The following is a 23,119-nucleotide window of genomic DNA, read 5'->3' as shown; positions in this document are numbered from 1 at the left end:
CTTTTCCCCGGAGAAATTTGAAAAAGAAGAATGGAAAGAAATAAAGGAAAGCACGACAGATCCTGAAAGTGGATATTACGTGAAGGATGAACGTACGAAACAATTCGCGTATTCTTTTCATGCAGCGACAGATGAAAAGGGCTTTGTTTTGGGTGCCATTGTGACTCCGGGAAATGTGCACGATAGCCATGTATTGCAGCCACTTGTTGAAAGAGTCATTCAAAACGTTCAAAAACCAATCGCTGTTGCGGCAGATGCAGCCTATAAAACACCAGCGATTACGAACTTTTTATTAGAGAATCAAATGTTGCCTGTTCTTCCGTATACACGTCCTAAAACGAAAGATGGATTCTTCCGAAAGCATGAGTATATATATGACGAGCACTATAATTGTTATCTTTGCCCACAAGGGCAGATATTGAAGTATGCAACAACGACGAAAGAAGGATATCGGCAATATAAATCGAATCCTTTGATTTGTGCGAAGTGTCCGAGCCTATCCCAATGTACAGAAAGTAAGCAACATCAAAAACTCATTCAACGTCATATTTGGGAATCATATGTAGAGGAAGCAGAACATTTACGCCATTCCAATGAAATCAAACAAATCTATGCAAAGCGCAAAGAAACGATTGAGCGTATTTTTGCAGATGCAAAGGAAAAGCATGGTATGCGATGGACAACCTTAAGAGGTATAAAAAAATTGTCCATGCAGGCGATGCTTACTTTTGCTGCCATGAATTTAAAGAAACTGGCTACTTGGACGTGGCAAGTAGCTTAAGAGAGCAACTATGCTCGAAGAGTATGTTGGATTTGGTAATCTATTACCAAATATCAGGACGACATAGGAAGAAAAATGATAAAAGCCCTCGAGAGTGAACTTCTCGATGGCTTTTGTCTACAGTCTGAAATCCCTTCACTTTGACAGTGAGGGGATTTTTTTATTAATCGATATTTATTTTTGTAATCCTGAAACCTCATATAAATAATCACTAAGAACACGTAAGCCTTTATCAAAGTTTTCTAAATGGAAGTGTTCATTTGGTGCATGGAAGTTTTCACTTGATAGACCGAAGCCCATTAGCACTACAGGTAAATCTAAAATTTCATCAAACGCAGCGACGATAGGGATGGATCCACCGCCACGTGTGTATGCTGTTGGTACATTATACACTTTTTCATAGGAGCGTCCAGCAGCCTGGATAAATGGATGATCGAAAGGCGTTAGGAATGGACGGCCTTTATCGAATTCAGAAATGTTGATTTCCACACCAGCAGGTTTGTGCTTTTCAACATGTGCTTTTAAAAGTGCTACAATTTCATCGGGCTCTTGATTTGGTACAAGACGGCATGTGATTTTAGCGCCAGCTTCAGCGGGCAGCACTGTTTTGATGCCTTCACCTGAGAAACCACCAAATACACCGTTAACCTCTAGGGTTGGGCGGGCCCAAGTACGTTCTAAATAAGAATACCCTTGTTCACCGAATAATTCTTTTACGCCAACTTCCTGTTTAACAGACTCTTCATCGAAGTCAAGCGCAAGATAAGCCTCACGTTCCTCTTCTGTTAATGGCAACACTTTGTCGTAGAAACCTTCAACTTGAATCGTACCATGCTCATCACGGAAGGATGCTAAAATTTCAGCTAATGCGTGAATAGCATTTTGTACGCCACCACCATAAAGACCGGAGTGTAAATCTCCCTTAGCTCCACGCACATCAATTTGAATGCCCGTTAAGCCCCGTAAACCATAGCATACCGCAGGTTTCCCAGGACCATAAAGACCTGTATCGGAAATTAAAATTAAATCTGCCGCTAGTTTTTCTTTATATTGTTCAACATAGGCAGGTAGATGTGGACTACCAATTTCTTCTTCACCTTCATAAATGAACTTAACATTGACAGGTAATGTCCCTGTTGTAGCAAACAATGCCTCAATCATTTTTAAGTGCATAAAGACTTGTCCTTTATCATCACTCGCACCACGAGCAAATAATTTATTGTCTCGAATTGTAGGATTAAAAGGCTCACTGTCCCATAAATTTAATGGATCAACAGGTTGAACATCATAATGACCATAAAATAAAATAGTTGGTTTACCCTCTGCATGTAGCCAGTCTGCATAAACAACAGGGTGCCCAGCTGTTTGTGTAATGGAGATATTTTCAAGATTTAGTTTTTCAAACGCACTGGCTAGCCATTCAGCTGCATGTTGAATATCCTCTTTATGCTCGGATAAAGAACTGATACTTGGAATTCGTAAAAATTCATTCAATTCATTTAAATGTGCCTCACGGTGTTCTGCAAAATAAGCATCAATTTGCTGTAAATTAGTCATTAAGCATCCCTCTTTCTAATATTTCGATAATAGAAATAGTATAGCACAATTTACTTTTAGGAATCTTAAATTGTCTTGAAAGATTACACATAGCACCTACAAAATAAACCACAAGAGCTAAATAGCAATTGTGGTTGAGTCTTACTTGAGTGGATTATAAATTCGTCATTTTTCAGTGAAGGGTTCAGATACAACAGTCAGATCGCTTCGCACTTTTAACGGCTAGAATAGCATCATTAAATGCACTAGCTTTCAGGCGAGTCTATTCAAAGCCTCATTAGTGAGCAGTATAACCACCATCAACAAGAAGCGTTGTACCATTAACAAAGCTTGCGTCATCGCTTGCTAAAAAGAGAACGGCTTTAGCGATTTCTTCTGGTTTACCAAGTCGACCTTGTGGGTGAAGGGATGCTAAATATTCTTTCTTCTGAGCATCGACCTCAGCTAATAGAGGAGTGTCGATATAGCCAGGACACACCGCATTTACACGAATACCCTGTTTAGCGTAAGCAGTACATAGGTTTTGTGTTAATAATTTAACGCCACCTTTTGCAGATGAGTAGGCTGTAGGGTTTGGTAAGGCAACGAAGCTATGAATTGAACCAGCGTTAACAATGACGCCACCTGTTCCTTGGGCAAGGAATTGTTCAATGGCATATTTATCCGATAGAAATACACCTGATAAATTAATATCAATTGTTCTTTTCCATTTTTCAAAAGAAAGCTCGTGTGCTGGTGCATCGTCAGCTACGCCTGCATTTGCATACATAATATCAAGTTTACCGTATTTAGTAACGGTTTCCTTTATCATGTTTTGAATGTCCGCTTCATTTGTTACGTCTGTTTTTACGAAAAGTGTATCAAAACCATTGTTATTTAATTCTTCAGAAACGCTTTGTCCACGATCAGAAAAATCGGCAATAACGACTTTAGCGCCTTCTTCTACAAAGAGACGAACTGTGGCTTCACCGATACCACTAGCCCCACCTGTAACAATTGCTACTTTATCTTTTAGTTTCATATAAATGACCACCTTTAATGTTATTTTGCTGTTGCTCCGCCATCAATAACGAATTCTGCACCTGTTGAAAAGGAAGATTCATCAGAAGCTAAAAACAATACAGTTTGCGCTACTTCCTTTACAGAGCCTAAACGTCCTAATGGGAATAAGTTTTTGCCTAATTCATCTTTTGAGCTTCCTGTTGTTGCTGATGCATAGTCTGCCATACCTGTATCAATGTAGCCAGGATGAATGGAGTTGACACGTACGCCGTATGGAGCATACTCCATAGCAGCATCTTTTGTCATAATGCGAACAGCCCCTTTACTAGCGCCGTATAATACGTGACCAGCAGCACCTGTTAAGCCTGCAATAGAGGAAGCATTAATAACAGAACCATTATGTTGTTTAGCCATAAGCGGCATAATATGTTTCATGCCTAAGAACACACCTGTCACATTGATGGACATTAAGCGGTTCCAGTCAGAAAGCTCGATTTCTGCAAGGGGTTTTATGATATAGATACCTGCATTATTGAAAAGAATATCCACTTTCTTAAATGTTTTTATTGATTCATCTGCAACCTTTTTCCAGTCTTCTTCATTACTAACATCGTGGCGGATAAATACTGCCTCACCGCCGATAGTTTGAATATCACGGACTGTATCGTTCCCAGATTGTTCATTTATATCAGTAATAACTATTTTTGCTCCCTCTTTAGCAAATAATAGTGCAGTTTCTTTCCCGATTCCTGTACCTCCACCTGTAATAATGGCCACTTTGTTTTCTAATCTCATTTCAAGCACGCACCTTTCATTATTTCTGGTTATATGGTTGCCTTAGGATTCAAAAGTATTCGCATTGTTTAGCGATACCTTCATCTTACTCCTTTCAATTTGAAATACTATCCTATAAGATGCTGTATAATATAGTGAGTGAATATCCTCCATTTATAGGGGTATTTTTAGTGTGAAGGAGAAGAATTTCCTATGACGCATCCATTTCAATCAATTGAAGAAGTAACACTTCAAGAGTTTGTGTTGTTTATTAAAATCCATCATCAGCAAATTGAAGAGAATACAATTATTTATCTTAATCTAGAACCTTCTATAACTGGGGCAGATCGAAAAAGAACAGCAATGCTATTAGATTCATTTTTGCGTTTAATGACACATGCAAATATCGATGAATTAAATAATGATGAGAAGTATTTTTTCAACACATGGCTTCAATCACAGTTGTCCATTATTGATAGGAAGAGCTTTAATTTATTTCAATTAATATTTGAGAAATCGTTGATTACTTTTATGATTCAACAGAAGAGTAGTCGAACGAACGCCATCTTCATGTATGTATTATCGACATTTACGTTACTTGTAGAGCTTTATTATGACTGTGAGGGAGATAACCAAACTAGTAACATAGCTAGCGAAAATCAGAAAATTAGGCACTTACAATTATTAGATAGGCTTGATAAATTGCTTATTAGTTCCTCAGGTTATCAGGATTTAGCGCTGATTTTAAAAAAATGTGAAGAGTATTTTAGTTATAAAAGATGTGTATTTTACGCATATGTCCCATGGTCCAATCAATTTTATGGAGTTATTGGCGCAGAGCTGCCTAAGGTGCAAAGCATGAAAGGGGAGTTGACTGGGGAAAACACGATACTTAGTTCAAGAAAGCCCATTTATTTAAAAAATCCTAAAAATTACGTGAAAGAAGAGCATATCCAATTATTTAATTTATCCTCGATTATTTTTATTCCCATTTTGCGTCAAGAGCAATTATTTGGATGGCTAACATTTGATCAGCTAGGGGAGGAGTTTGATTGTACAAAGGAAGAATTAACACTCCTTGAGGAAGTAGGGAAGCGTTTAGGTTTATTTTTATCACGTAAGGGCGAGAAGGTAGAAAAGAATACAGTGCTTCATTTAACTGAAAGGGAATCGATGATACTTGGCCTGCTTGCCGAAGGATATGATAATAAAAAAATTGCTGGTTTATTATTTTTAAGTGAGCATACTGTCAGGGATTATGTAAGCAGTCTTATGACAAAGCTCAAAGCAAAGAATCGAACACAGGTCGTTGCCTCAGCCTTTCGTCTAGGACTGTTAAGCTAAAACACCCAATGCACTTCTATTAGGAGTGCATTTTTTGTTTCTTCAAATGCTAATTAATATTCTGACAATAAATACTATTAAAAATATAGTTTAATTAATAGGTAACTATTGTCATCAAAAGCTTTTTTGGAGGGAAAGCAGTATAGTAGTAAAACAATTTTTACGAATATTACAAGTGAAAGCGATTAAGCTTACACGATTGTAATGAAATTGAAAGCCAATGCGATAGAGTGTAATACATTATTTTGCGAGAATGTGTATAGAAGCAAGAACAAGAAGCGGAGGCATACACAATGAATGAAAAATTAGAAGGCGTATACGAGGAATACAATCGTTATATATATCATTTATGTTTAAAACTAACTCGCAATAATATAGAAGCTGAAGATTTAATGCAAGAAGTTTGGGTTAAGGTTGTACGCTATGAAGATAGCGTGGCCGAAGTAGAGCATATTAAAGCTTGGCTGACAACTATTACAATGAATACATTTAGAGATCGCTATCGTAAAAAAGTACGACGTAGCAAATATATGATGAACCAACCTGAAACATTAGACGTGCCGATTCTAGATTTGGTTCCCAATAACGATATTTCTACAGAAGAAAAAATTGAAAAGGACATTGTAACAAAACTAGTCCAGGATAAAATGGAGCAATTAGATGCTATTTATAGAAAGACTTTATGGTATTTCTACATAGACCAATACTCACTTGCAGAAATCTCTACAATTATGAAAGTTTCCATTGGTACTGTGAAATCTCGTTTATTCCGTGCAAAGGCTCGATTAAAAGAAATGCTCATGTCAGATACAGCTATTGTGGAATCTGTGCTACCAGCGTAATAAAGCAGATTGGTCGCACATCACAGTACTTAGACGGAAGTATTTGGTCGACTAATCAAAAAAGATGCATTCGCAAACAGTTGCAAATGCATCTTTTTATTGTGCTTTAATCTGGTCGATTTGTCTCCACATCCAATAAACATTTAGAGAAAATAGTTCGTAAGGTTTGCAGTTCCTCCGCTGTTAGCATACCAAACATATTATTAATGATTTCGCTCACTTGTTGACGAGATTCTTTTAATATGTTTTCACCGTCAGCCGTAATGACTAGTTGAGAAGCACGGCGGTCTGTGGCATGCTGTGTTTTTTCAATAAAGCCACCATTTATCAGCTTGGTTGTTAAAACAGTGACACCACCAGTAGTTACTTTTAACCGCTCAGCAATAGCAGAAGGGCGTTTTGGGCCCTCCTGCGATAAGTAGTCTAAAATTAAAATATGGGATTTTGAAAAGCCGAGTACATTATGATTATTCCACTCGTTTGCCCACTTACGCTCAATAGATGAAACGACTTCAAACAACGAGGTAATGGCTTTTTGTTTTTCTTGGTCCATAGAAGGTCATCTCCAAAACTGTTTTAACTTTCTTGTGCCAATCTTGTCATCGCATTTAATTCGTAAGCACGTACTTTACGTGGGATAAAACGACGGATGTCCATCTCATTGTAACCAACTTGAATACGTTTTTCATCTATTATAATAGGGCTACGCAACATTCTTGGGTGTGCCTGAATGATAGCAAATAGCTCTTGAATAGAAAGTTGGTCGATGTCGATATTTAAGTTTTTAAAGTCATTTGAGTTTGTTGCAATGATTTCATCTGTGCCATCTTCAGTCATACTTAGAATTTCTTTGAATTCTGCAAGTGTAAGTGGATGAGATGTAATACGTTTTTCTTTATATTCTATGTTGTGATCTTTTAACCATTTAAGTGCTTTTCTGGATGAAGAACAGCTCGCTTGTGAGTAAATTGTAACTGTCATTCTTCATTCCTCGCTTTCTTTTTTAGATTATATTTTACAAATAGCTTATTAGTAAGTTAATAGTTTATATATATATCTTACTAGTAAGCTATATATAAATCAATAGTTAATTGAAAAAATTTCTCAATCGAATTATTATTTTTTCAGTTATATTAAAATATACGAAGATAAGCGTAAAAAGTTTCGTTTATTCAGCTTACAATGATGTAAGTTATGTTAACTCTATAGAAAATGTCTTTTTAAGCTATAAAATCCATGTTGAATTAATAGGAACTACTAGAATTCTAAGTTGTCTCGTAGGAGAGAGTTAGTTGGAAGTAGGGGTAAAATTGTTAGTCCACTGATTATAGTATGTTTAAATGAGGCTATTTATACATAGAAGTTAAAAAATTTAAAAGAGCAGCCCCATAACATGTTGGAGCTGCCCTTGAAATAATTAGTCTTGGCCTTGTTGTCCAGAAGTAAACCAATCTTGAACATTCCAGACTTTTGTTACGAGTCCTTCATAGAAATCAGGTTCGTGACTTACTAGCACAATGGTACCTTTAAATTCTTTCATGGCACGTTTTAATTCATTTTTTGCATCTACATCTAAATGGTTTGTCGGTTCATCGAAGAGAAGCCAGTTAGCTTCCTCCATCATTAATTTACATAAACGCACTTTAGCTTGCTCGCCACCAGATAAAGAATTAAGCGGACGTGTAATATGGTCAGTTTTTAGGCCAGCTCTTGCTAAAGCTGCACGTACTTGGGCTTGTTCCATAGAAGGGAATGCATTCCAAACATCATCAATTGGCGTGATTTTCTCAGCTTTTACTTCCTGTTCAAAATAGGAAGGATATAGGTAGTCACCACGGACTACTTTCCCACCAAGCGCATTAATTTTACCTAACATTGTTTTTAATAATGTGGATTTACCAACACCATTCATACCGACTAAAGCAATTTTTTCTCCTCGTTCAATCGCAAAAGAAAGTGGAGGAAGTAATGGCTTGTCTTTATCGTAACCAATCACTAAGTTCTCAGCCTCTACAACATAGCGGCTAGACGAACGGGCTTCTTTAAAACCGAATTCTGGTTTTACAGCTGTTTCTGGGCGATCAATTCGCTCTAAACGATCAAGTTGCTTAGCGCGTGATTTTGCACGACCAGTAGTGGAGTAACGAGCCTTGTTTTTGGCTATAAAATCTTCTTGCTTCTTGATGAACTCCTGTTGCTTTTCATAGGCTTCAATATGCTGACGTTTATTGATTTCAGCAAGTTCAAGGAATTTTTCGTATGTTGCAGTATAACGAGTTAATTTAGAAAATTCCAATTGGAAGATGACATCCACTGTTTCGTTCATAAATTCTGTATCATGTGAGATTAGAAGGAAAGCATATGGATAGTTCTTTAAATAAATTTTCAACCAAGTAATATGTTCCTCATCAAGATAGTTCGTCGGCTCATCTAATAAAAGTACTTTTGGCTTTTCTAATAAAAGCTTAGCGAGTAGTACTTTTGTGCGTTGTCCACCAGAAAGAGCAGCTACATCACGTTCTAAGCCAATGGCATCCAAGCCAAGTCCACGTGCCACCTCTTCAATTTTCATATCTAATGAATAAAAATCTCCTGCATCTAATGCATCCTGCACTTCTGCCATTTGTTCTAAAAGTACTTCTAATTCTTCAGGCGTTGCGTCTGCCATCTTGCCCGTAATTTCATTCAGTTCTTCTTCTTTTTTATATAATGGTAAAAAGGCATCGCGTAACACTTCACGCATTGTTCTACCAGCCGTTAGTACGGTATGCTGGTCTAGATAACCATAGTGTGTACCAGGCAGCCACTCAACTTTTCCTGTATCGTGGATCGTTTGTCCTGTAATGATGCCCATTAATGTAGACTTACCGACACCATTAGCCCCTACAAGTCCAATATGATCACCTTCCACTAAGCGAAACGATACATCTTTAAAGAGTGTACGATCACCGAAAGAATGACCTAAATTATCTACTGTTAATATTGCCATATCTGTTCCTCCAACTATCTTTCTTGTTTACATTTTATAGTTCTGCAAGCTGCTTGTTAAGTTCTGCTAATTGAGCTTCCATATTCGCAAGACGTTGCTCTGCCTTAGCTACCTGATCGTTGTGTCCAGTAGACTCCAACTTTTCTATATCACCTTGTAAATTCATATAGTCCATTTTTAACTCTCTAATTTGGTATTCAATATCACTTTTTGTTGGCATGAAGACTACTCCTTTTGAGAATATTTTTATAGTGAATGCGTGTAAAAGCGATGGAGGTTTTAAGAATCCCCCACCGCTTATTCTTTAAAATCAATCGGGTACTTGTTGAATTTATTTATGTCCCAACTACTGTAAGAGCTGTTGGAGTGAAAAATTCTTATATATTGTATCATAATCATCTTCGAAGTAGCACTAAGTAGAAGCGATATTATGACGATCGTAAGCAAAATCTAAGAGTAAAGCTTGAAGTGTTTCATTATTACCAGCAAGATTGAGTTGTCGCTGTTTTCTCACTGCTCGTTCACTGCGAGCTTCGTGTAAAAGAAATTCCATGACAGCATTTTGGATTTGTGATTGCTTCATTTTACGACCAAGTCCTAGATGGATAAAGCCATTATGCTCACGAGGAAAAGCATGTAAAAGCTCAGCTTCAGTTTGTGCAAGTGTAATGCATGGTACACCATAAGAGGCAATTTTATAAGGTGTATAGTTAGCATTACAAATAATGACATCTGCTTTAGGTAGTAGTTTGAGGAGTGCATTTTTATCTCGAAGAATGGCAGTATTTCGACGACTAAGTACCATCATTTGCAAGTCATCCGTTGCATGGCGATAGCTGTCGTCAATCATAACTGTAATTTGTAGTGGTATTTGTAGTTGAGTTAGGTGTCGAAGTGTTCGATACGTTAAATTATGCTCGTCCCCATCCTCAAAAGCGACAACGATATGAGGCGGATTTTCAGGTGTTTTACTATCAGGTATATTATCGAAATGTTGATAGGCATCTGGAAGAGCAAAAACAAAGCTTCCACCAATATAATGCGATGGTAAATAATCTTTCACTTCTTGATAGAGTGCTAGTAATACACAATCACAGGCTTGGCCACCTTCACCAAAATCATCAAAATGAATAATTGTTTTGCAGAAAGGTCGTAATTCCTCTACTTGCCAGCCTTCAGAATTTCGCCCATCTCTAACAATTAAATCAGGTTGAAGTCCTTTGATTTGCTTAGGTAATTCGTTAAAGTGATCAAATAGAATAGGAGTAACTCCTTCATTCATTAAAATTTGGATTCCGTCATTTGAAGGAGTCTTTACAAAGATAAAAACCTTCTCATTCGAAAGTAGTTTAGCTAATGTTGAAACCCGTTCAAAAGGATACAGCCCTTTATCAATACAGCTTTCAATAATGAAAACAATCGTTTTTTTTGGTTCAATTGCGTGTGTTTCGTTTTGCAAATGTATCCCATCCTTTCCTCTGTCTCTTTAAATTATGGCGAAGAAAGAGCAAGTATGTGTAAAATTTAGGATTTGATCATGAATGTCTCTAGCGGAATCTTCTAGAATAGCTATCTTTAATCAGTTTTAATCATCAAAAAAATGGTCGATATATATAGAAAGGCGAATTGTAGGAATATACATAACAATTGGAAGGTCTTTATCTTGGTTCGAAAAATCCCTCTACAAATGGAGATGATGGGATGTTTTTTAAAATCCGATGTGTCAAGATAAGCGTAATTGATATACTATCAATAAGTAGAAGGACGGGAGAAAAAATGAGTATGCGTGCAGCGATTGTTGTAGGGGCGACTGGTTTAACCGGCTCCGCTCTAGTTGAACAATTATGTGAAAATGATGAGTATATTTCAGTAACAGTTATTGCACGAAGAAAGCTAACTTATACGCATCCAAAGTTAGAAGTGAAAATTCGTGATTTTGATAGAATAGAAGAAAACGATATAGGATTTGCTCATGAATTGTATTGTTGCTTAGGTACAACCATTAAAAAGGCAGGCTCTCGTGAAATGTTTGAAAAGGTAGATTTTGAATACCCGTTAGCAATTGCCTCTTTAGCAAAAAAACGGGGAATCCCTCATTTTCTTGTGATTACTGCAATGGGAGCTAATGAAAATTCTCCATTTTACTATAATCAAGTTAAAGGCAAACTTGAGCGTGATTTAGAGGAACTAGGCTTACAAAGGCTTTCCATTATTCGCCCATCACTCTTAGTAGGGAACCGTGATGAATTTCGATTAGGAGAAAAGGCAGGAGAAAAATTATTAAAGCTTGCACAGCCTTTATTAATTGGACCTTTAAAACGTTCTAGAGCAATTGAAGCCACACAAGTGGCAAAGGCTATGATTATCATTGCCCTATATGGTAAACAACAGCCAGTCACTATTTATCCATCAGATGAGTTAGCAACATTAGAGTATCCGGAAGTACCAGAAGAGGACATTTCAAGAGAGATATTATTTAATTGGGATAAGCTGAATGAAGGCGAGAAAGTTAATCGTGAGGTTGTCATTAATCGAGATAAATATAAGCTTGAGGAAACGGTCATTGATAAGGAAGTCCATTTCCGACAACGTGATCAGGATAATTAATTTAGGGATTAAATTTGTCGTTCCGTCTAAAGACTGAATTTATATCAATTGTCATGACAATCCTTTCCGAGCCACTTTTCATTTGTTACAATATTATTGTAGAAGATGAATGTGGAGGCAAAGTAAAGATGAAAATTTTACTCGTAGATGGCACGATGTTTGGTCGTAAAACTGGTGCTATTTTAGAGCAAGTAGAGCAATATATTAAAGAATTAGATGCTAGTTTCGAGTTAGAAATGATGCATTTTAGTCAATATAAGCATCAAATTGTGGATGGTTCTCCATTAAATGATGATATGAAAAAAATGATTCAACAATTTGAGGAGGCAGACGCTTACATTATTGCAACGCCTATTTTCCAAGCGTCTATTCCAGGCGTTTTGAAAAATGCCTTTGACTTCTTACACCCTAAAACAATGCGCTATAAGCCCGTATCCATTGTTGCAAATGGAGGCACATATCAGCATCACCTTGTAGTCGAAAATCAGCTAAAACCTATTTTAGACTACTTCCGAGCGCTTGTTACGCCAAACTATGTGTATACACATACATCACATTTCGATGCAAATAATAATATTGTAGATGCAGACGTTCATAGTCGTTTACGTGAATTAGCTCGTGTATTTGTTCAATACTGTGAAATGAGCAAGAACTTGCCCAAAGAAACAATTGACCAACATTAAGATAGCCCTTGTACGGTGGTAAGAAATCACTGTGCAGGGGATTTTTCTTTGTAAGTATTGTTTTAGTATGTGATAAAATAAAACTTTAGTGACTCAGGAAGGAGGGCTGCTCATGCAGGACATCGCTTTACTAGAAAAACAACGCTGTAATCTTATTTTGACCAATAAGGCGAAGGAAGCGGTAGAGGAATGCTCAGCAAACGAGCATGCCTTTTTTGCGTTACAAAGATCTTTTACTGTCTATATTGAAAAACGAAAAGCAAAAACAGTTGGTGAAACCTTTTTATCCATCTACTTTAATGCGGAGGACAATGAAAAATTAAGCGATATTCTTACTGAGAAAACAGTTATTATGGATTGTGTGCTAAAGGTGGAAGGATTGCTGGCAACCAATATTCGATTTGTCCATATGCGTGGACCTATTAACACAAATCGTCGCTTAGCAGCCGCATTACAATTTGTGACGAAGCCTAATAATGGAGCAGGTATTCCACTTGAGCTGCACACCAAAATAAGACAGCTACCGATTGCAGAAGAACGTACAGAGTATGTAAAAAAACGTATAGCCAGCTGGGAAGGCTATTTAAAAATACAAGAACGAGATGCAACCATTGATGATATTCATACAGAATTTAAGCAAAGCTATTTCAATGAAGACTTTACACGCTTAACCATTGTATGTCCCTACATAAAGAGTAAAGAATGGAAAAAGCTAGAGGGGTTAAGTGTTAGCATTCAAGGAATTCGAGGCGAGATAGGACAGGTTATAAAGGCTAATGCAGGAAAGCAAACGGTAGAAATTGATGTAAAGCCTTTTATACAGGATTTGGCTCGCAAGGACCAACTGAATCTTCGTTCAAAACAAGCGAGCTTTAGTAATTTTGCAACATTAAGCCAAATTCGACGACTACGTAATGGTTTTACAAAGCTAGAAAAGGGTGAGGCAGTAAACCCTAATTTAGAAACAATACTGTTTGAGCGGCGTCCTACAGTTCGCGCATCCAAGCTACGCGAAGATATTGAGTTTCATAATAATTTAAATGAATATCAACGACGAGCCGTTTTAGGTGCACTATCTGTTGAGGATTTGTATGTCATTCAGGGTCCACCTGGTACGGGGAAAACAACTGTCATTTCAGAGATTTGTCAGCAAAATGTTAAAGCAGGCTTAAAAACACTTGTTGCCTCACAGTCTAATTTAGCTGTAGATAATGCATTAGGACGCTTACTGTCCAATCAAGAAATTCGAATTTTACGCTATGGTAGAACGGAAAGTATTGAGGAAGAGGGTAAAAAATTTATAGAGGAAAATGTTGCGCTTCAGTGGCGTGAGCAGACACTTGCTGCGATTGAAGAAGCAATTACAATATTTCCAGAACGTCAGCAAGAGCTAGAAGCAAACCTTGTAAAAGCAAAAGATGAGCTAGAGAAATTAGAGCAATGGCTAGAGCAATTAACACAGGAAATTGCTGCAAAAGAGCAGGCAGCTATTGAAGAACCCATTTTACAGCAAGAGATTCAAACATTAAAAAAAGAATTGAAGGCTGCTAAAACAGAGCAACAAACATGTGAGACTCAAAAAGAGCATTATGAAAAACAGCTCGCACAAATTGAGCCAATTGTACAGCAGCTTGAACAGACACTTGCTGATTACCCTTCAGTCGAGCAACTACAGGGTACGATTCAAGAAACTACTGAAAAAGTGAAACATCTAGAGGCTGCTGCTCAATATAAAGAACTACAAGAACAAAAGCACCAGTTAACACAGCAATTTGAAGAGATACAGCAGAAATATGAAATCGAAAGTAATCGTCTAGTAATCATGAAGGAAGCGCAAAAATATATATACACCTTAACCTCATTTGAGCTTATTCAGCGTTTTTTACAACATTATCAAATTCGCCCTTCTCATGTACTTTCGCAACAAATAGGTCGCTTGCAGCATTTAGAGGATGCGAAAGATTTAGAGGCATGGTCAACGATTAATGCTCGTTTACAAAAAGCAATTGTGAAGCTAGAGGCTTTGGTTACGCATGAAGTCAAGGAGCGTGCCCTTGCTAAAAGTAGACTACAACCAGTACAATCGTTTTCTTTGCAAAACCTTACTGGTGTATTCGTACAATTAAACACGGCTTTTCAAGATGGTCAAGCACCAGCAAGTGATGTTATTGAAAGTTATTTGCTCGGGCTATATATGCGTCGTGATTTTGTTTGGCAAAAGGGAATAGCACTAAAGCAACAGCAAGAGCATAAAGATCAGGAATACGAAACTTTTCGTAAAAATCTAGTAACTTTAATTCACCAGGAGTGTGCAATAACTAGCTTTGATGTGCAAAGTTACCAGCGGCAGCTCCAACCATTTATACAGCATACTGAGCGGTTACAACAATTAGCAAACGCCTTTCAGATTACTGAAGAACCAGAAGAATCTGTAGAATATTTAAAAATTCTTGCCTCACAAGCTAGAGAGTCTCTTCTACAAGCAAAGCAGCAGCTTGAGGCAGTGGAACAGGCTAAAGTACAACTCGTTCCTAAACAAGCCTCTTTACAGACTGTCCAAACAAACTTGCAGGAAGTAGAACAGCAGCTAACGCAGATAGAAGAACAAATAAAAGATATTAATATAGCTGGATTGAAGAAAGAAAAGCAACTAGCTACCTATACAAAGCTTTTACAATCTATGCCAGAACGAACGGCTGAAGAGGTGAAGGAAGCTATTCAAACTGCAAAGCAAGCAATCGAAGCATTCCAACGTCAGGAAAAACAGCTACCTCTTCACAAAAAACTACAAGAACAATGGCGTGAAAAATTACAAAACGCAACAGAGTATGATTTAGATGAAATTCGAAAATTGTATGTGCGTCATGCGAACGTTATTGGTACAACATGCGTAGCTTCTGCCAGTAAGGAGTTTATGGAAAATTATCCGACCTTTGATGTGGTTATTATTGATGAAGTTTCAAAGGCAACACCACCAGAATTGCTCTTACCAATGCTAAAGGGGAAGAAAGTTATTTTAGTAGGTGATCATCATCAGCTACCACCATTACTTGGGGATGATACGCTGGAGGAAACATTAAAGACAATGCTAGAAGAAAATCCAAACTTTGAAGGCGCACAGGAATTAAAAAATCTGTTGCGTGAATCATTATTTGAGCGTTTATTTAATAATTTGCCACCAACACATAAGCAAATGCTAGCATTGCAATACCGCATGCATGAGAAAATCATGCAAAGTATCACACCATTTTATGCGGAAGAAGAAAATGGCTTGCAATGTGGCTTACCAGATTCGGATGCAGCAAGAGATCATGGCTTAGAAGGGCAGTTTATAAAACGTGATGACCATTTACTGTGGATTGATATTCCAACAGAAAAACCTTATTTAGAGGAGCAAGTAAAAGGGGGAACGAGTCGTTTTAATGAAGGAGAATTGCTTACAATTAGACGTATTTTACTAGATCTCAATGAAGCGGTGAAGGCAGCAAAAGAAGCAGGGCGTATGCCGCAGGATGCTCAAAAAAGCGTTGGTGTCATCAGTTTCTACGGTGAGCAGGTAAAGAAAATTAATCGCCTTCTTCAGCAAGAATTACAGCTACCACATCTGCAATTTAGAACAGGGACTGTTGATAAATTCCAAGGGATGGAAATGGATGTCATTTTAGTGAGCATGGTTCGTAATACACCTAAAGGCGGGGATATTGGCTTTGCCAGAGATTATCGTCGATTAAATGTCGCGCTATCTCGTGCCCGTGAGTTACTACTGCTTGTTGGAAGTGCAGAAATGTTTGCAAAACGTGCAAAACATCAAGAGACAAGAGAGATGTATGCGAATTTATTAAAAACAGTAAAATCCTACGATGGCTTACGTAATCATGAAGGATTGGTGATATAGATTGTCAAAATTACAACAACGACTAATGCGTGAGCTTCAGCAGAATCGTAATATTAAGATTGTCAAAACGGCTGAATGGTGTATTCCCATTCGAACAGTTGATGTGACCTATGAGCCTGTTCGTCGTTCAACAATGGATGTCTTAATGACAATGCTTCTGCTTAGTATTCAAGAGGCGGATTTTAGCAACGCACAGGAATTGAGCGAGCTATTGCTTGTAGACCCATTATTTATTGAAGACTTGGTTTCTTTAATGATTCGAGTAAACCTTGTGAGGAATGAAGATAATTTCTATAGGCTAACTGAAAAAGGACAGAGGCAGCTAGAACGAGGTATTTTTGAAGAAGAACTAGAGGAAGAAACCTCCACGCTTTACTTTAGTCCTTGCCATCAATCGTTTCTCACTATCGATACGAGTAATGATGAATATGATGAATTGCCAGAGCTCTATCGTTATATTGACAAAGAGGCAGAACAACAGGAACAATTTGAGGAGTCCATGGTGATTGCAGCTTTACAGGAAGCGGATGAAGAAGAGGAAGGTAGCTCTCAGAAAGTCATTGCAAAAATTGTTCAAACAGAAGCTCAACAAATTAATGATAGCCCATGTTTAGAGTTTGTCCTTTATGATAAGGAACAGGATATAGTATTTGTACGAGTATGGAATACATTACTCAATCAATGGGATCATCATTTAGAGCAACAGCTTACAGACGAAGAACAATTAACATGGCGTGAGCAATATTTATCTTGATTCAATAGGATTTCAATTGCTAGAAAAAACGAACGTAAATCGCGTTCGTTTTTTTTGTTTTACATTATAAATTTACAGAGTTAGGTGATAATCGAAAAATTTTTTCGATAAAATACTGCATTAGCATAAATTAAACCATTGTTAAGGAGGGGACAGATGTTAACGATTAGTTTATGTATGATTGTTAGAAATGCACAATGTACGATTGAAAGATGCTTAGATTCGGTTCAGCACCTCGTGGATGAGATTAATATTATTGATACTGGTTCAACTGATCGTACAAAAGAGATTGTCCAAAATTTCACCTCTCGAATTTATGAATTTTCCTGGTGTGATCATTTTGCCAAAGCACGAAATTTTTCCTTTCAGCAGGCAACAAAAGACTATATTTTATGGCTTGATGCTGATGATGTTATGACAAAGGAAAATCAGCACAAGTTCAGCCAACTAAAGCAATCGTTATTTCCTTCTATTGATGCTGTAACAATGGATTATTATTTGACGCTTGATTGTGATGGGGAAGTGGAGTGTAGTGAACGAAAGTTTCGTCTAGTAAAAAGGGCGAATCATTTTCAATGGGAGGGTGCTGTTCATGAGAATTTAAGGGTGTCAGGGCAGCTCTATCATAGTGATATCGCTGTCACACATTTACCGTTAACGAAAGATATTCATCGCAATATACGTATTTATGAGGGATTAATAAAGAATGGACATTCTCTTTCAGCAATTGAGACATTTCATTATGCGAATGAACTAAAATTACATCACCGTTACCTAGAAGCTATTAATCAATACAATCTATTTTTGGATAGCAACTTAGGCACTATAGATAATCGCATTGAGGCTTGTTTACATGTAGGGGAATGCTATCGACGTTTACATGATGATCAACAAGCACAGCAAGCTGTTTTGCAATCTTTCTTATATGATCGACCAAAGCCAGAAGCATGTTGCCGAATGGGCCAATTTTTTATGGAGCAATTAAAACATAAAGAGGCTATTTACTGGTACTCTCAAGCCTTGCAACAAGCTCCTGCCGATACAATGACTATCCAAAAGCGTGCTTATTCAACATGGATTCCTCATCTACAATTAAGCCTTTTATACAGGGAGTTACGGTTATTTGAAAATGCCTATCAGCATAATCTAGAGGCACAAAAATGGAAACCGAATCATCAGGAAATAATCAATAATGGGAAATATTTACTTAGTCAATTAAAGATATAAATCTTTCTTATGGAAAAGGTACATAAATAAACAAGACATAAATAGCTTGGCCAATTAACACAGAGACACCTACAACAACCGTCATAAAAATTACATTACGTGGCCTAAAATTTTTTGCTTCCATTAAAAACCTCCCTCGATATAGAATATTCAGTCAATTCAAGATATGTTTAGATGGGGTGAGTATGCATAATAAAAGAGCAAATTCACATATAGAGTGAATTTGCCCTTTTAATTAATCGAACTTTAACCCCTTCAATGCTTCAGCAAGTGCATTGTTCACAGGCTCCTCGTTGTTTTGCTGCTTTAAGTACTTTTGTACGGAGCGCTTGTCGACCTTGCCTCCGCCTTCTTTTTTACGTCTTGCTTCAAAGGCTGATAATTTTTCGCGATAGCCACATTTACAAACGAAAATTTGACCATCACCTTCTCCGCGAAGCTCTAATTTTTTATGACATTGTGGACAACGTGCATTTGTGGTACGTGAGACATTTTTCCGATGACCACATTCGCGATCTTGGCAGACAAGCATTTTTCCTTTCTTGCCATTCACTTCAAGCATTGGTTTACCGCAATCAGGACATGATTTGGTAGAGATATTATCATGCTTATACTTTTTGTCACTACCCTTAATCTCTGTAACAATTTCCTTTGTGTAATTTTTCATCTCGCTAATAAATACACCTTTTTTTAGCTTGCCCTTTGCAATAAGTTCAAGCTTTTGCTCCCAATCTGCTGTCAGGGCAGGGGATTTTAATTCCTCTGGCACTAGGTCGAGTAGTTGACGACCTTTAGAGGTAATATAAATATCTTTGCCACCACGCTTTTCTATTAAGAAGGAATTGAAAAGCTTTTCAATAATATCTGCACGTGTAGCGACTGTGCCAAGACCGCCCGTAGATTTTAATGTATCGGCTAATTTTTTATCATTCGTTGCCATATATTTTGTTGGGTTTTCCATGGCTGATAAAAGAGTAGCTTCATTAAATCGAGCAGGTGGCTTTGTTTGACCAGAAGTTTGGGCAATAAGCTTTACTTTTAATATATCGCCCTTATCAATGCGTGGTAGTATTTGTTCCTTTACGTCATCTGTTGTGTCCTCATCATCAAAGCGATGCTCATAAACTTCCTTCCAGCCAGATGATAAAATCGTTTTTCCACGAGCAATAAAGCTTTCATCGCCAATTTTTGCACGCAGTGTTAGTTGTTCATATTCAAAAGCAGGGAGTAGAACAGCTAGGAAACGCTTTACAACAAGATCATAAATTTTACGTTCCTTATCTGTGAAAGCTGAATAATTTACATAGCCCTCTGTTGGAATAATTGCATGATGATCTGATACTTTACTATCGTCGACAAAGGCCTTTGTTGGCTTGATTGGTTTAGTAAGCAGTTTATTGGCGATGGAGCGATATTCACCAATACCACAGGCCTTTAAGCGTTCTGGTAGTGTGGCAATGATATCCTGTGAAATAAAGCGAGAATCCGTACGTGGATAAGTTAACACTTTATGTTGCTCATAGAGTTTTTGCATGATATTCAATGTTTCTTTCGCTGAGTAGCCGAAGATTTTATTGGCATCTCGCTGCAATTCAGTTAAATCATAAAGTCCAGGTGCAAATGATTTTTTAGGTTTCTTTTCAATGTCCGCAACGATGGCATTGCTATTTCCTATTTTTTTCACCAGTGTATCGATTTTATCTTTATCAAAGCTACGACTATTACCATTTTGGTCTTGCCATGTGAGCTTTAAGTTATCAGTTGTTTGCGCTTCAATACCATAATAAGTTTGTGCCTTAAAGTTTTTAATTTCATCTTCACGTGCAGCAATTATTGCTACTGTTGGTGTTTGTACACGTCCGCAATTCAACTGTGCGTTAAAGCGGGTAGTTAAAGCACGAGTAGCATTAAGCCCGATATACCAATCTGCCTCTGAGCGAGCTACAGCAGAGGCATAGAGATTATCATATGCATTGCCTGGCTTTAGATTGGCAAACCCATCTTTTATTGCCTTATCTGTAACAGAGGAAATCCATAAGCGTTTCAAAGGCTTTTTAATTTTCACTTTATCAAGTATCCAGCGTGCTACTAATTCACCTTCACGTCCAGCATCTGTAGCAATGATGATTTCATTAACATCATTACGTGTAAGCTGACTTTTGACCGCATTAAATTGCTTTCCAGTTTGCTTTATAACCGTTAATTTTAAGCGTTCAGGTAACATGGGGAGATCTTCAAGATTCCATGTTTTATATTTCACATCATAGCTTTCTGGGTCAGCCAGTGTTACAAGATGTCCAAGCGCCCAAGTCACAATATATTTATCTCCTTCAAGGAAGCCATTTCCTTTTTTATTACACTTCAGCACACGTGCAATATCACGTGCTACAGAAGGTTTTTCAGCAATTACTAAGCTCTTTGCCATTGTTAACACCCTTTCATAGTTCCATGGTTTTAAATATAGCATAGGTTGAGTGGGTTCGCAGTTTAACTGAAGCGAATTTATTAAATGTCGGAGGATGATTTAGGCAGGTAACAGTTAAGAAAGTATAAATTTCAGAAAAAATATTGAATTCTGAAAATTATTATGTTAGTCTAGTGTACATGAAAATGAAGTAATGGCTTCATAGTATAAATAAAAAAAGGATGAGCTTCTTTTATGAGAGATCAAACAATTCAGCAAATGATTCAAGAGAAATATCAAGAGTTGTCTAAAAGTCAACAAAAGGTAGCTACATTCATATTAAAAAATTTACAGACAGTAGGAATCCACTCTGCTTCATATGTAGGGGAAAAGGCCGGAGTAAGTGAAACGACAGTTATCCGTTTTTGTTACGCATTAGGCTTATCTGGTTATGCACAATTGCAACGTCAGGTAACCATGCATTTATTTAATGAAGGGAATGCAAGTAGTTTGCAGAATTATTTGCAATCGAAGCAAGCTCTTTTTGAAAATCCACGTTTTTATGTAAAGACGATGGAAAAGGATGCATCTCGCATTTTAAATATGGCTAAAAACATTAACGAGGAAGACTTTAATCGAGCTTCAGTATTGCTCCATGAGAAGAAAAAAATATATATTGCAGGGAATGGCTCTTCCCATTTAGCTGCACAGTGGCTTCATTTTACATTAAATCTTTTGCGACCGAATGTTGTTTTATTAAATTTTGAAACAAGTGAGGTCATACGTGCTATTCAAGAGATTGATGAAAATAGTGTAGTAATTATTTTATCATTCCACCGTTACTTTAAAGAGCCGATCCAATTTGCAGCCGAATTACAAGAAAAAAAATGTGAGATTATTGGCATAACCGATTCTCAAATTGCACCTATTACTCAATATGCAACTATCACCTTTGTGAATGAACAACAACAAGAAGTTTCAACAATTGATGCTATGCCAGCACTCATAGCATTTTTAAATACACTAATAGCAGGAATGACTGCTCAAGATCATGACTATTATGAAAATCAGCGCGTAAAATATGACGATTTTCAAAATAGCTTTTTAGCAAACCGATGGAGTTGACTAATATGAACCAAATTTTACAAGAGTTACAGCCACTTCTTACAGATATTTTTAAACATTTACATGAACATCCAGAAGTTAGTTGGCAAGAGCACAATACAACTCAATATATAGCAAATTTATTAAGAGAGGCCCAAATGGAGCCATACCTTTTTGAAGATATGACAGGACTTTATGTTGATATAGGGGAGGGAACACCTAGAGTAGGGTTCCGCACTGATATAGATGCACTTTGGCAGGAGGTTAATGGTGTCTTTCAAGCTAACCATTCTTGTGGACATGATGGTCATATGACGATGGCTATTGGAACTGCATTGCTGTTAAAGGACATGGAGCATTTACTGTCAGGTGCTGTACGCATACTATTTCAGCCTGCTGAGGAAAAGGCCCAAGGAGCACGCGCATTTGTCGAAAAAGGTATTATAGATGATTTAGATTATTTATTTGGTGTTCATGTTCGCCCATTAAAGGAATTACAGGATGGGTCATATGCGCCAGCGTTATACCACGGAGCAGCAAAGCTTTTTACAGGGACCATTATTGGGGAAGAGGCACATGGCTCACGACCAGAACTTGGCGTTAATGCAATTGAGGTTGGAGCAGCTATTGTCGAAGGTCTTCAAAAAATTTGGACTGATCCAACTATCTCTGCCTCTGTCAAAATGACACAGTTTAATGCGGGAGGCACCTCTACAAATATTATTCCTGGTAAAGCAACCTTTAGCATTGATGCAAGGGCCCAAACAAATGAAGTGATGCAGGTAATCACAGAGGGGGTGGAGCGTGTAAAAGCCTCTGTTGAAGCGATGTATGGTGCCAAGATTACCTTACAGGTAGATGCTCATATAGTGGCAGCATTGGTGAATGATGAAGCCTTACAACATATGAAGGCAGCTATTATTGATGTAGTTGGGGAAAAGGCTTGCGCTCCATCAGTTGTTACACCAGGAGGGGAGGATTTTCATTTTTATACCTATGAACGTCCGAAGCTTAAAGCTACAATGCTTGGATTAGGCTGTGGGGTTACTCCTGGCTTACATCATCCGCAAATGACCTTTAATCAAGACCGGCTGTTAGTAGGAGTAAATATTATTACAAGGGCTATTTTGAGAGCATTATAAAGATATAGAAAGAA

19 protein-coding genes are annotated in these 23,119 nt (G+C 37.4%); 10 read left to right on the top strand and 9 right to left on the bottom strand.

Annotated elements, in window-relative coordinates:
- On the top strand, window positions 1–781 hold a 781-nt coding region (locus tag BFM98_RS08010), incomplete at its 5' end, for an IS1182 family transposase (RefSeq protein ID WP_139111225.1).
- A gap of 174 nt (window positions 782–955) precedes the next feature.
- Here the strand turns inward: BFM98_RS08010 and BFM98_RS08005 are convergent.
- From BFM98_RS08005 to BFM98_RS07995, 3 genes are all read right to left on the bottom strand, one after another.
- Complete coding sequence (locus BFM98_RS08005) at window positions 956–2,338, bottom strand: dipeptidase (RefSeq protein ID WP_066037050.1); 1,383 nt, start codon at window positions 2,336–2,338, stop codon at window positions 956–958.
- A gap of 277 nt (window positions 2,339–2,615) precedes the next feature.
- Complete coding sequence (locus tag BFM98_RS08000) at window positions 2,616–3,359, bottom strand: SDR family NAD(P)-dependent oxidoreductase (RefSeq protein WP_048393318.1); 744 nt, start codon at window positions 3,357–3,359, stop codon at window positions 2,616–2,618.
- 20 nt (window positions 3,360–3,379) lie between these two features.
- Window positions 3,380–4,135: an SDR family NAD(P)-dependent oxidoreductase gene (locus tag BFM98_RS07995; protein WP_048393320.1), complete on the bottom strand. Its 756-nt coding sequence runs from the start codon at window positions 4,133–4,135 to the stop codon at window positions 3,380–3,382.
- Window positions 4,136–4,327: 192 nt separating this feature from the next.
- Here BFM98_RS07995 and BFM98_RS07990 point away from each other — a divergent pair, with 192 nt between their 5' ends.
- Both BFM98_RS07990 and BFM98_RS07985 read left to right on the top strand, forming a co-directional pair.
- On the top strand, window positions 4,328–5,458 hold the full coding sequence (locus BFM98_RS07990; RefSeq protein ID WP_066037049.1) for a LuxR C-terminal-related transcriptional regulator: 1,131 nt from the start codon (window positions 4,328–4,330) through the stop codon (window positions 5,456–5,458).
- Window positions 5,459–5,751: 293 nt separating this feature from the next.
- Window positions 5,752–6,300, top strand: coding sequence for an RNA polymerase sigma factor (locus BFM98_RS07985; protein WP_036078118.1), 549 nt, complete (start codon window positions 5,752–5,754; stop codon window positions 6,298–6,300).
- Window positions 6,301–6,406: 106 nt separating this feature from the next.
- Here BFM98_RS07985 and BFM98_RS07980 read toward each other — a convergent pair whose 3' ends face one another.
- The 5 genes from BFM98_RS07980 to BFM98_RS07960 form a co-directional block, all read right to left on the bottom strand.
- A complete protein-coding gene (locus tag BFM98_RS07980) occupies window positions 6,407–6,853 on the bottom strand; it encodes a MarR family winged helix-turn-helix transcriptional regulator (protein ID WP_009371643.1) in 447 nt (148 codons plus the stop codon).
- Between the two features lie 23 nt (window positions 6,854–6,876).
- Window positions 6,877–7,281: a transcriptional regulator Spx gene (gene spx / locus BFM98_RS07975; RefSeq protein WP_004225558.1), complete on the bottom strand. Its 405-nt coding sequence runs from the start codon at window positions 7,279–7,281 to the stop codon at window positions 6,877–6,879.
- Window positions 7,282–7,717: 436 nt separating this feature from the next.
- Window positions 7,718–9,289: an ABC-F family ATP-binding cassette domain-containing protein gene (locus BFM98_RS07970; RefSeq protein WP_048393326.1), complete on the bottom strand. Its 1,572-nt coding sequence runs from the start codon at window positions 9,287–9,289 to the stop codon at window positions 7,718–7,720.
- 34 nt (window positions 9,290–9,323) lie between these two features.
- Window positions 9,324–9,509 carry an SE1832 family protein gene (locus BFM98_RS07965; RefSeq protein ID WP_004225556.1) on the bottom strand — a complete coding sequence of 62 codons (186 nt, stop codon included), beginning with the start codon at window positions 9,507–9,509 and terminating at the stop codon, window positions 9,324–9,326.
- A gap of 192 nt (window positions 9,510–9,701) precedes the next feature.
- On the bottom strand, window positions 9,702–10,748 hold the full coding sequence (locus BFM98_RS07960) for a PseG/SpsG family protein (protein ID WP_066037048.1): 1,047 nt from the start codon (window positions 10,746–10,748) through the stop codon (window positions 9,702–9,704).
- Window positions 10,749–11,065: 317 nt separating this feature from the next.
- Here BFM98_RS07960 and BFM98_RS07955 point away from each other — a divergent pair, with 317 nt between their 5' ends.
- From BFM98_RS07955 to BFM98_RS07935, 5 genes are all read left to right on the top strand, one after another.
- Entirely contained in the window at window positions 11,066–11,896 is an 831-nt protein-coding gene (locus tag BFM98_RS07955; protein ID WP_066037047.1) for an oxidoreductase, read from the top strand.
- Between the two features lie 128 nt (window positions 11,897–12,024).
- Entirely contained in the window at window positions 12,025–12,579 is a 555-nt protein-coding gene (locus BFM98_RS07950; protein ID WP_026023374.1) for an NADPH-dependent FMN reductase, read from the top strand.
- Between the two features lie 112 nt (window positions 12,580–12,691).
- A complete protein-coding gene (locus BFM98_RS07945) occupies window positions 12,692–16,474 on the top strand; it encodes a DEAD/DEAH box helicase (protein ID WP_066037046.1) in 3,783 nt (1,260 codons plus the stop codon).
- 1 nt (window position 16,475) lies between these two features.
- Window positions 16,476–17,228, top strand: a complete 753-nt coding sequence (locus BFM98_RS07940; RefSeq protein ID WP_066037045.1) for a hypothetical protein — start codon at window positions 16,476–16,478, stop codon at window positions 17,226–17,228.
- A gap of 156 nt (window positions 17,229–17,384) precedes the next feature.
- Window positions 17,385–18,455 carry a glycosyltransferase family 2 protein gene (locus BFM98_RS07935; protein WP_066037044.1) on the top strand — a complete coding sequence of 357 codons (1,071 nt, stop codon included), beginning with the start codon at window positions 17,385–17,387 and terminating at the stop codon, window positions 18,453–18,455.
- Between the two features lie 235 nt (window positions 18,456–18,690).
- Here the strand turns inward: BFM98_RS07935 and BFM98_RS07930 are convergent, their stop codons facing one another.
- Window positions 18,691–20,880: a DNA topoisomerase III gene (locus BFM98_RS07930; protein ID WP_066037043.1), complete on the bottom strand. Its 2,190-nt coding sequence runs from the start codon at window positions 20,878–20,880 to the stop codon at window positions 18,691–18,693.
- A gap of 234 nt (window positions 20,881–21,114) precedes the next feature.
- Between BFM98_RS07930 and BFM98_RS07925 the strand changes: the two genes are divergently transcribed.
- Window positions 21,115–21,984, top strand: coding sequence for a MurR/RpiR family transcriptional regulator (locus BFM98_RS07925; RefSeq protein WP_004225544.1), 870 nt, complete (start codon window positions 21,115–21,117; stop codon window positions 21,982–21,984).
- Window positions 21,985–21,989: 5 nt separating this feature from the next.
- Complete coding sequence (locus tag BFM98_RS07920) at window positions 21,990–23,105, top strand: M20 peptidase aminoacylase family protein (RefSeq protein WP_066037042.1); 1,116 nt, start codon at window positions 21,990–21,992, stop codon at window positions 23,103–23,105.
- The last annotated feature ends 14 nt before the right edge of the window (window positions 23,106–23,119 follow it).

The sequence above is a fragment of the Lysinibacillus sp. AR18-8 genome, assembly GCF_001705465.1.
Taxonomy (GTDB): Bacteria; Bacillota; Bacilli; order Bacillales_A; family Planococcaceae; genus Lysinibacillus; species Lysinibacillus capsici.
Note: the sequence above shows the minus strand (reverse complement) of the source record. Positions and strands in the feature narration are given on the sequence as shown.

Coding starts and splice junctions, on each gene's coding strand:
- BFM98_RS08005 (WP_066037050.1), bottom strand. CDS start 2,338: ATGACTAATTTACAGCAAATTGATGCTTATTTTGCAGAACACCGTGAG.
- BFM98_RS08000 (WP_048393318.1), bottom strand. CDS start 3,359: ATGAAACTAAAAGATAAAGTAGCAATTGTTACAGGTGGGGCTAGTGGT.
- BFM98_RS07995 (WP_048393320.1), bottom strand. CDS start 4,135: ATGAGATTAGAAAACAAAGTGGCCATTATTACAGGTGGAGGTACAGGA.
- BFM98_RS07990 (WP_066037049.1), top strand. CDS start 4,328: ATGACGCATCCATTTCAATCAATTGAAGAAGTAACACTTCAAGAGTTT.
- BFM98_RS07985 (WP_036078118.1), top strand. CDS start 5,752: ATGAATGAAAAATTAGAAGGCGTATACGAGGAATACAATCGTTATATA.
- BFM98_RS07980 (WP_009371643.1), bottom strand. CDS start 6,853: ATGGACCAAGAAAAACAAAAAGCCATTACCTCGTTGTTTGAAGTCGTT.
- spx (WP_004225558.1), bottom strand. CDS start 7,281: ATGACAGTTACAATTTACTCACAAGCGAGCTGTTCTTCATCCAGAAAA.
- BFM98_RS07970 (WP_048393326.1), bottom strand. CDS start 9,289: ATGGCAATATTAACAGTAGATAATTTAGGTCATTCTTTCGGTGATCGT.
- BFM98_RS07965 (WP_004225556.1), bottom strand. CDS start 9,509: ATGCCAACAAAAAGTGATATTGAATACCAAATTAGAGAGTTAAAAATG.
- BFM98_RS07955 (WP_066037047.1), top strand. CDS start 11,066: ATGAGTATGCGTGCAGCGATTGTTGTAGGGGCGACTGGTTTAACCGGC.
- BFM98_RS07950 (WP_026023374.1), top strand. CDS start 12,025: ATGAAAATTTTACTCGTAGATGGCACGATGTTTGGTCGTAAAACTGGT.
- BFM98_RS07945 (WP_066037046.1), top strand. CDS start 12,692: ATGCAGGACATCGCTTTACTAGAAAAACAACGCTGTAATCTTATTTTG.
- BFM98_RS07935 (WP_066037044.1), top strand. CDS start 17,385: ATGTTAACGATTAGTTTATGTATGATTGTTAGAAATGCACAATGTACG.
- BFM98_RS07930 (WP_066037043.1), bottom strand. CDS start 20,880: ATGGCAAAGAGCTTAGTAATTGCTGAAAAACCTTCTGTAGCACGTGAT.
- BFM98_RS07925 (WP_004225544.1), top strand. CDS start 21,115: ATGAGAGATCAAACAATTCAGCAAATGATTCAAGAGAAATATCAAGAG.
- BFM98_RS07920 (WP_066037042.1), top strand. CDS start 21,990: ATGAACCAAATTTTACAAGAGTTACAGCCACTTCTTACAGATATTTTT.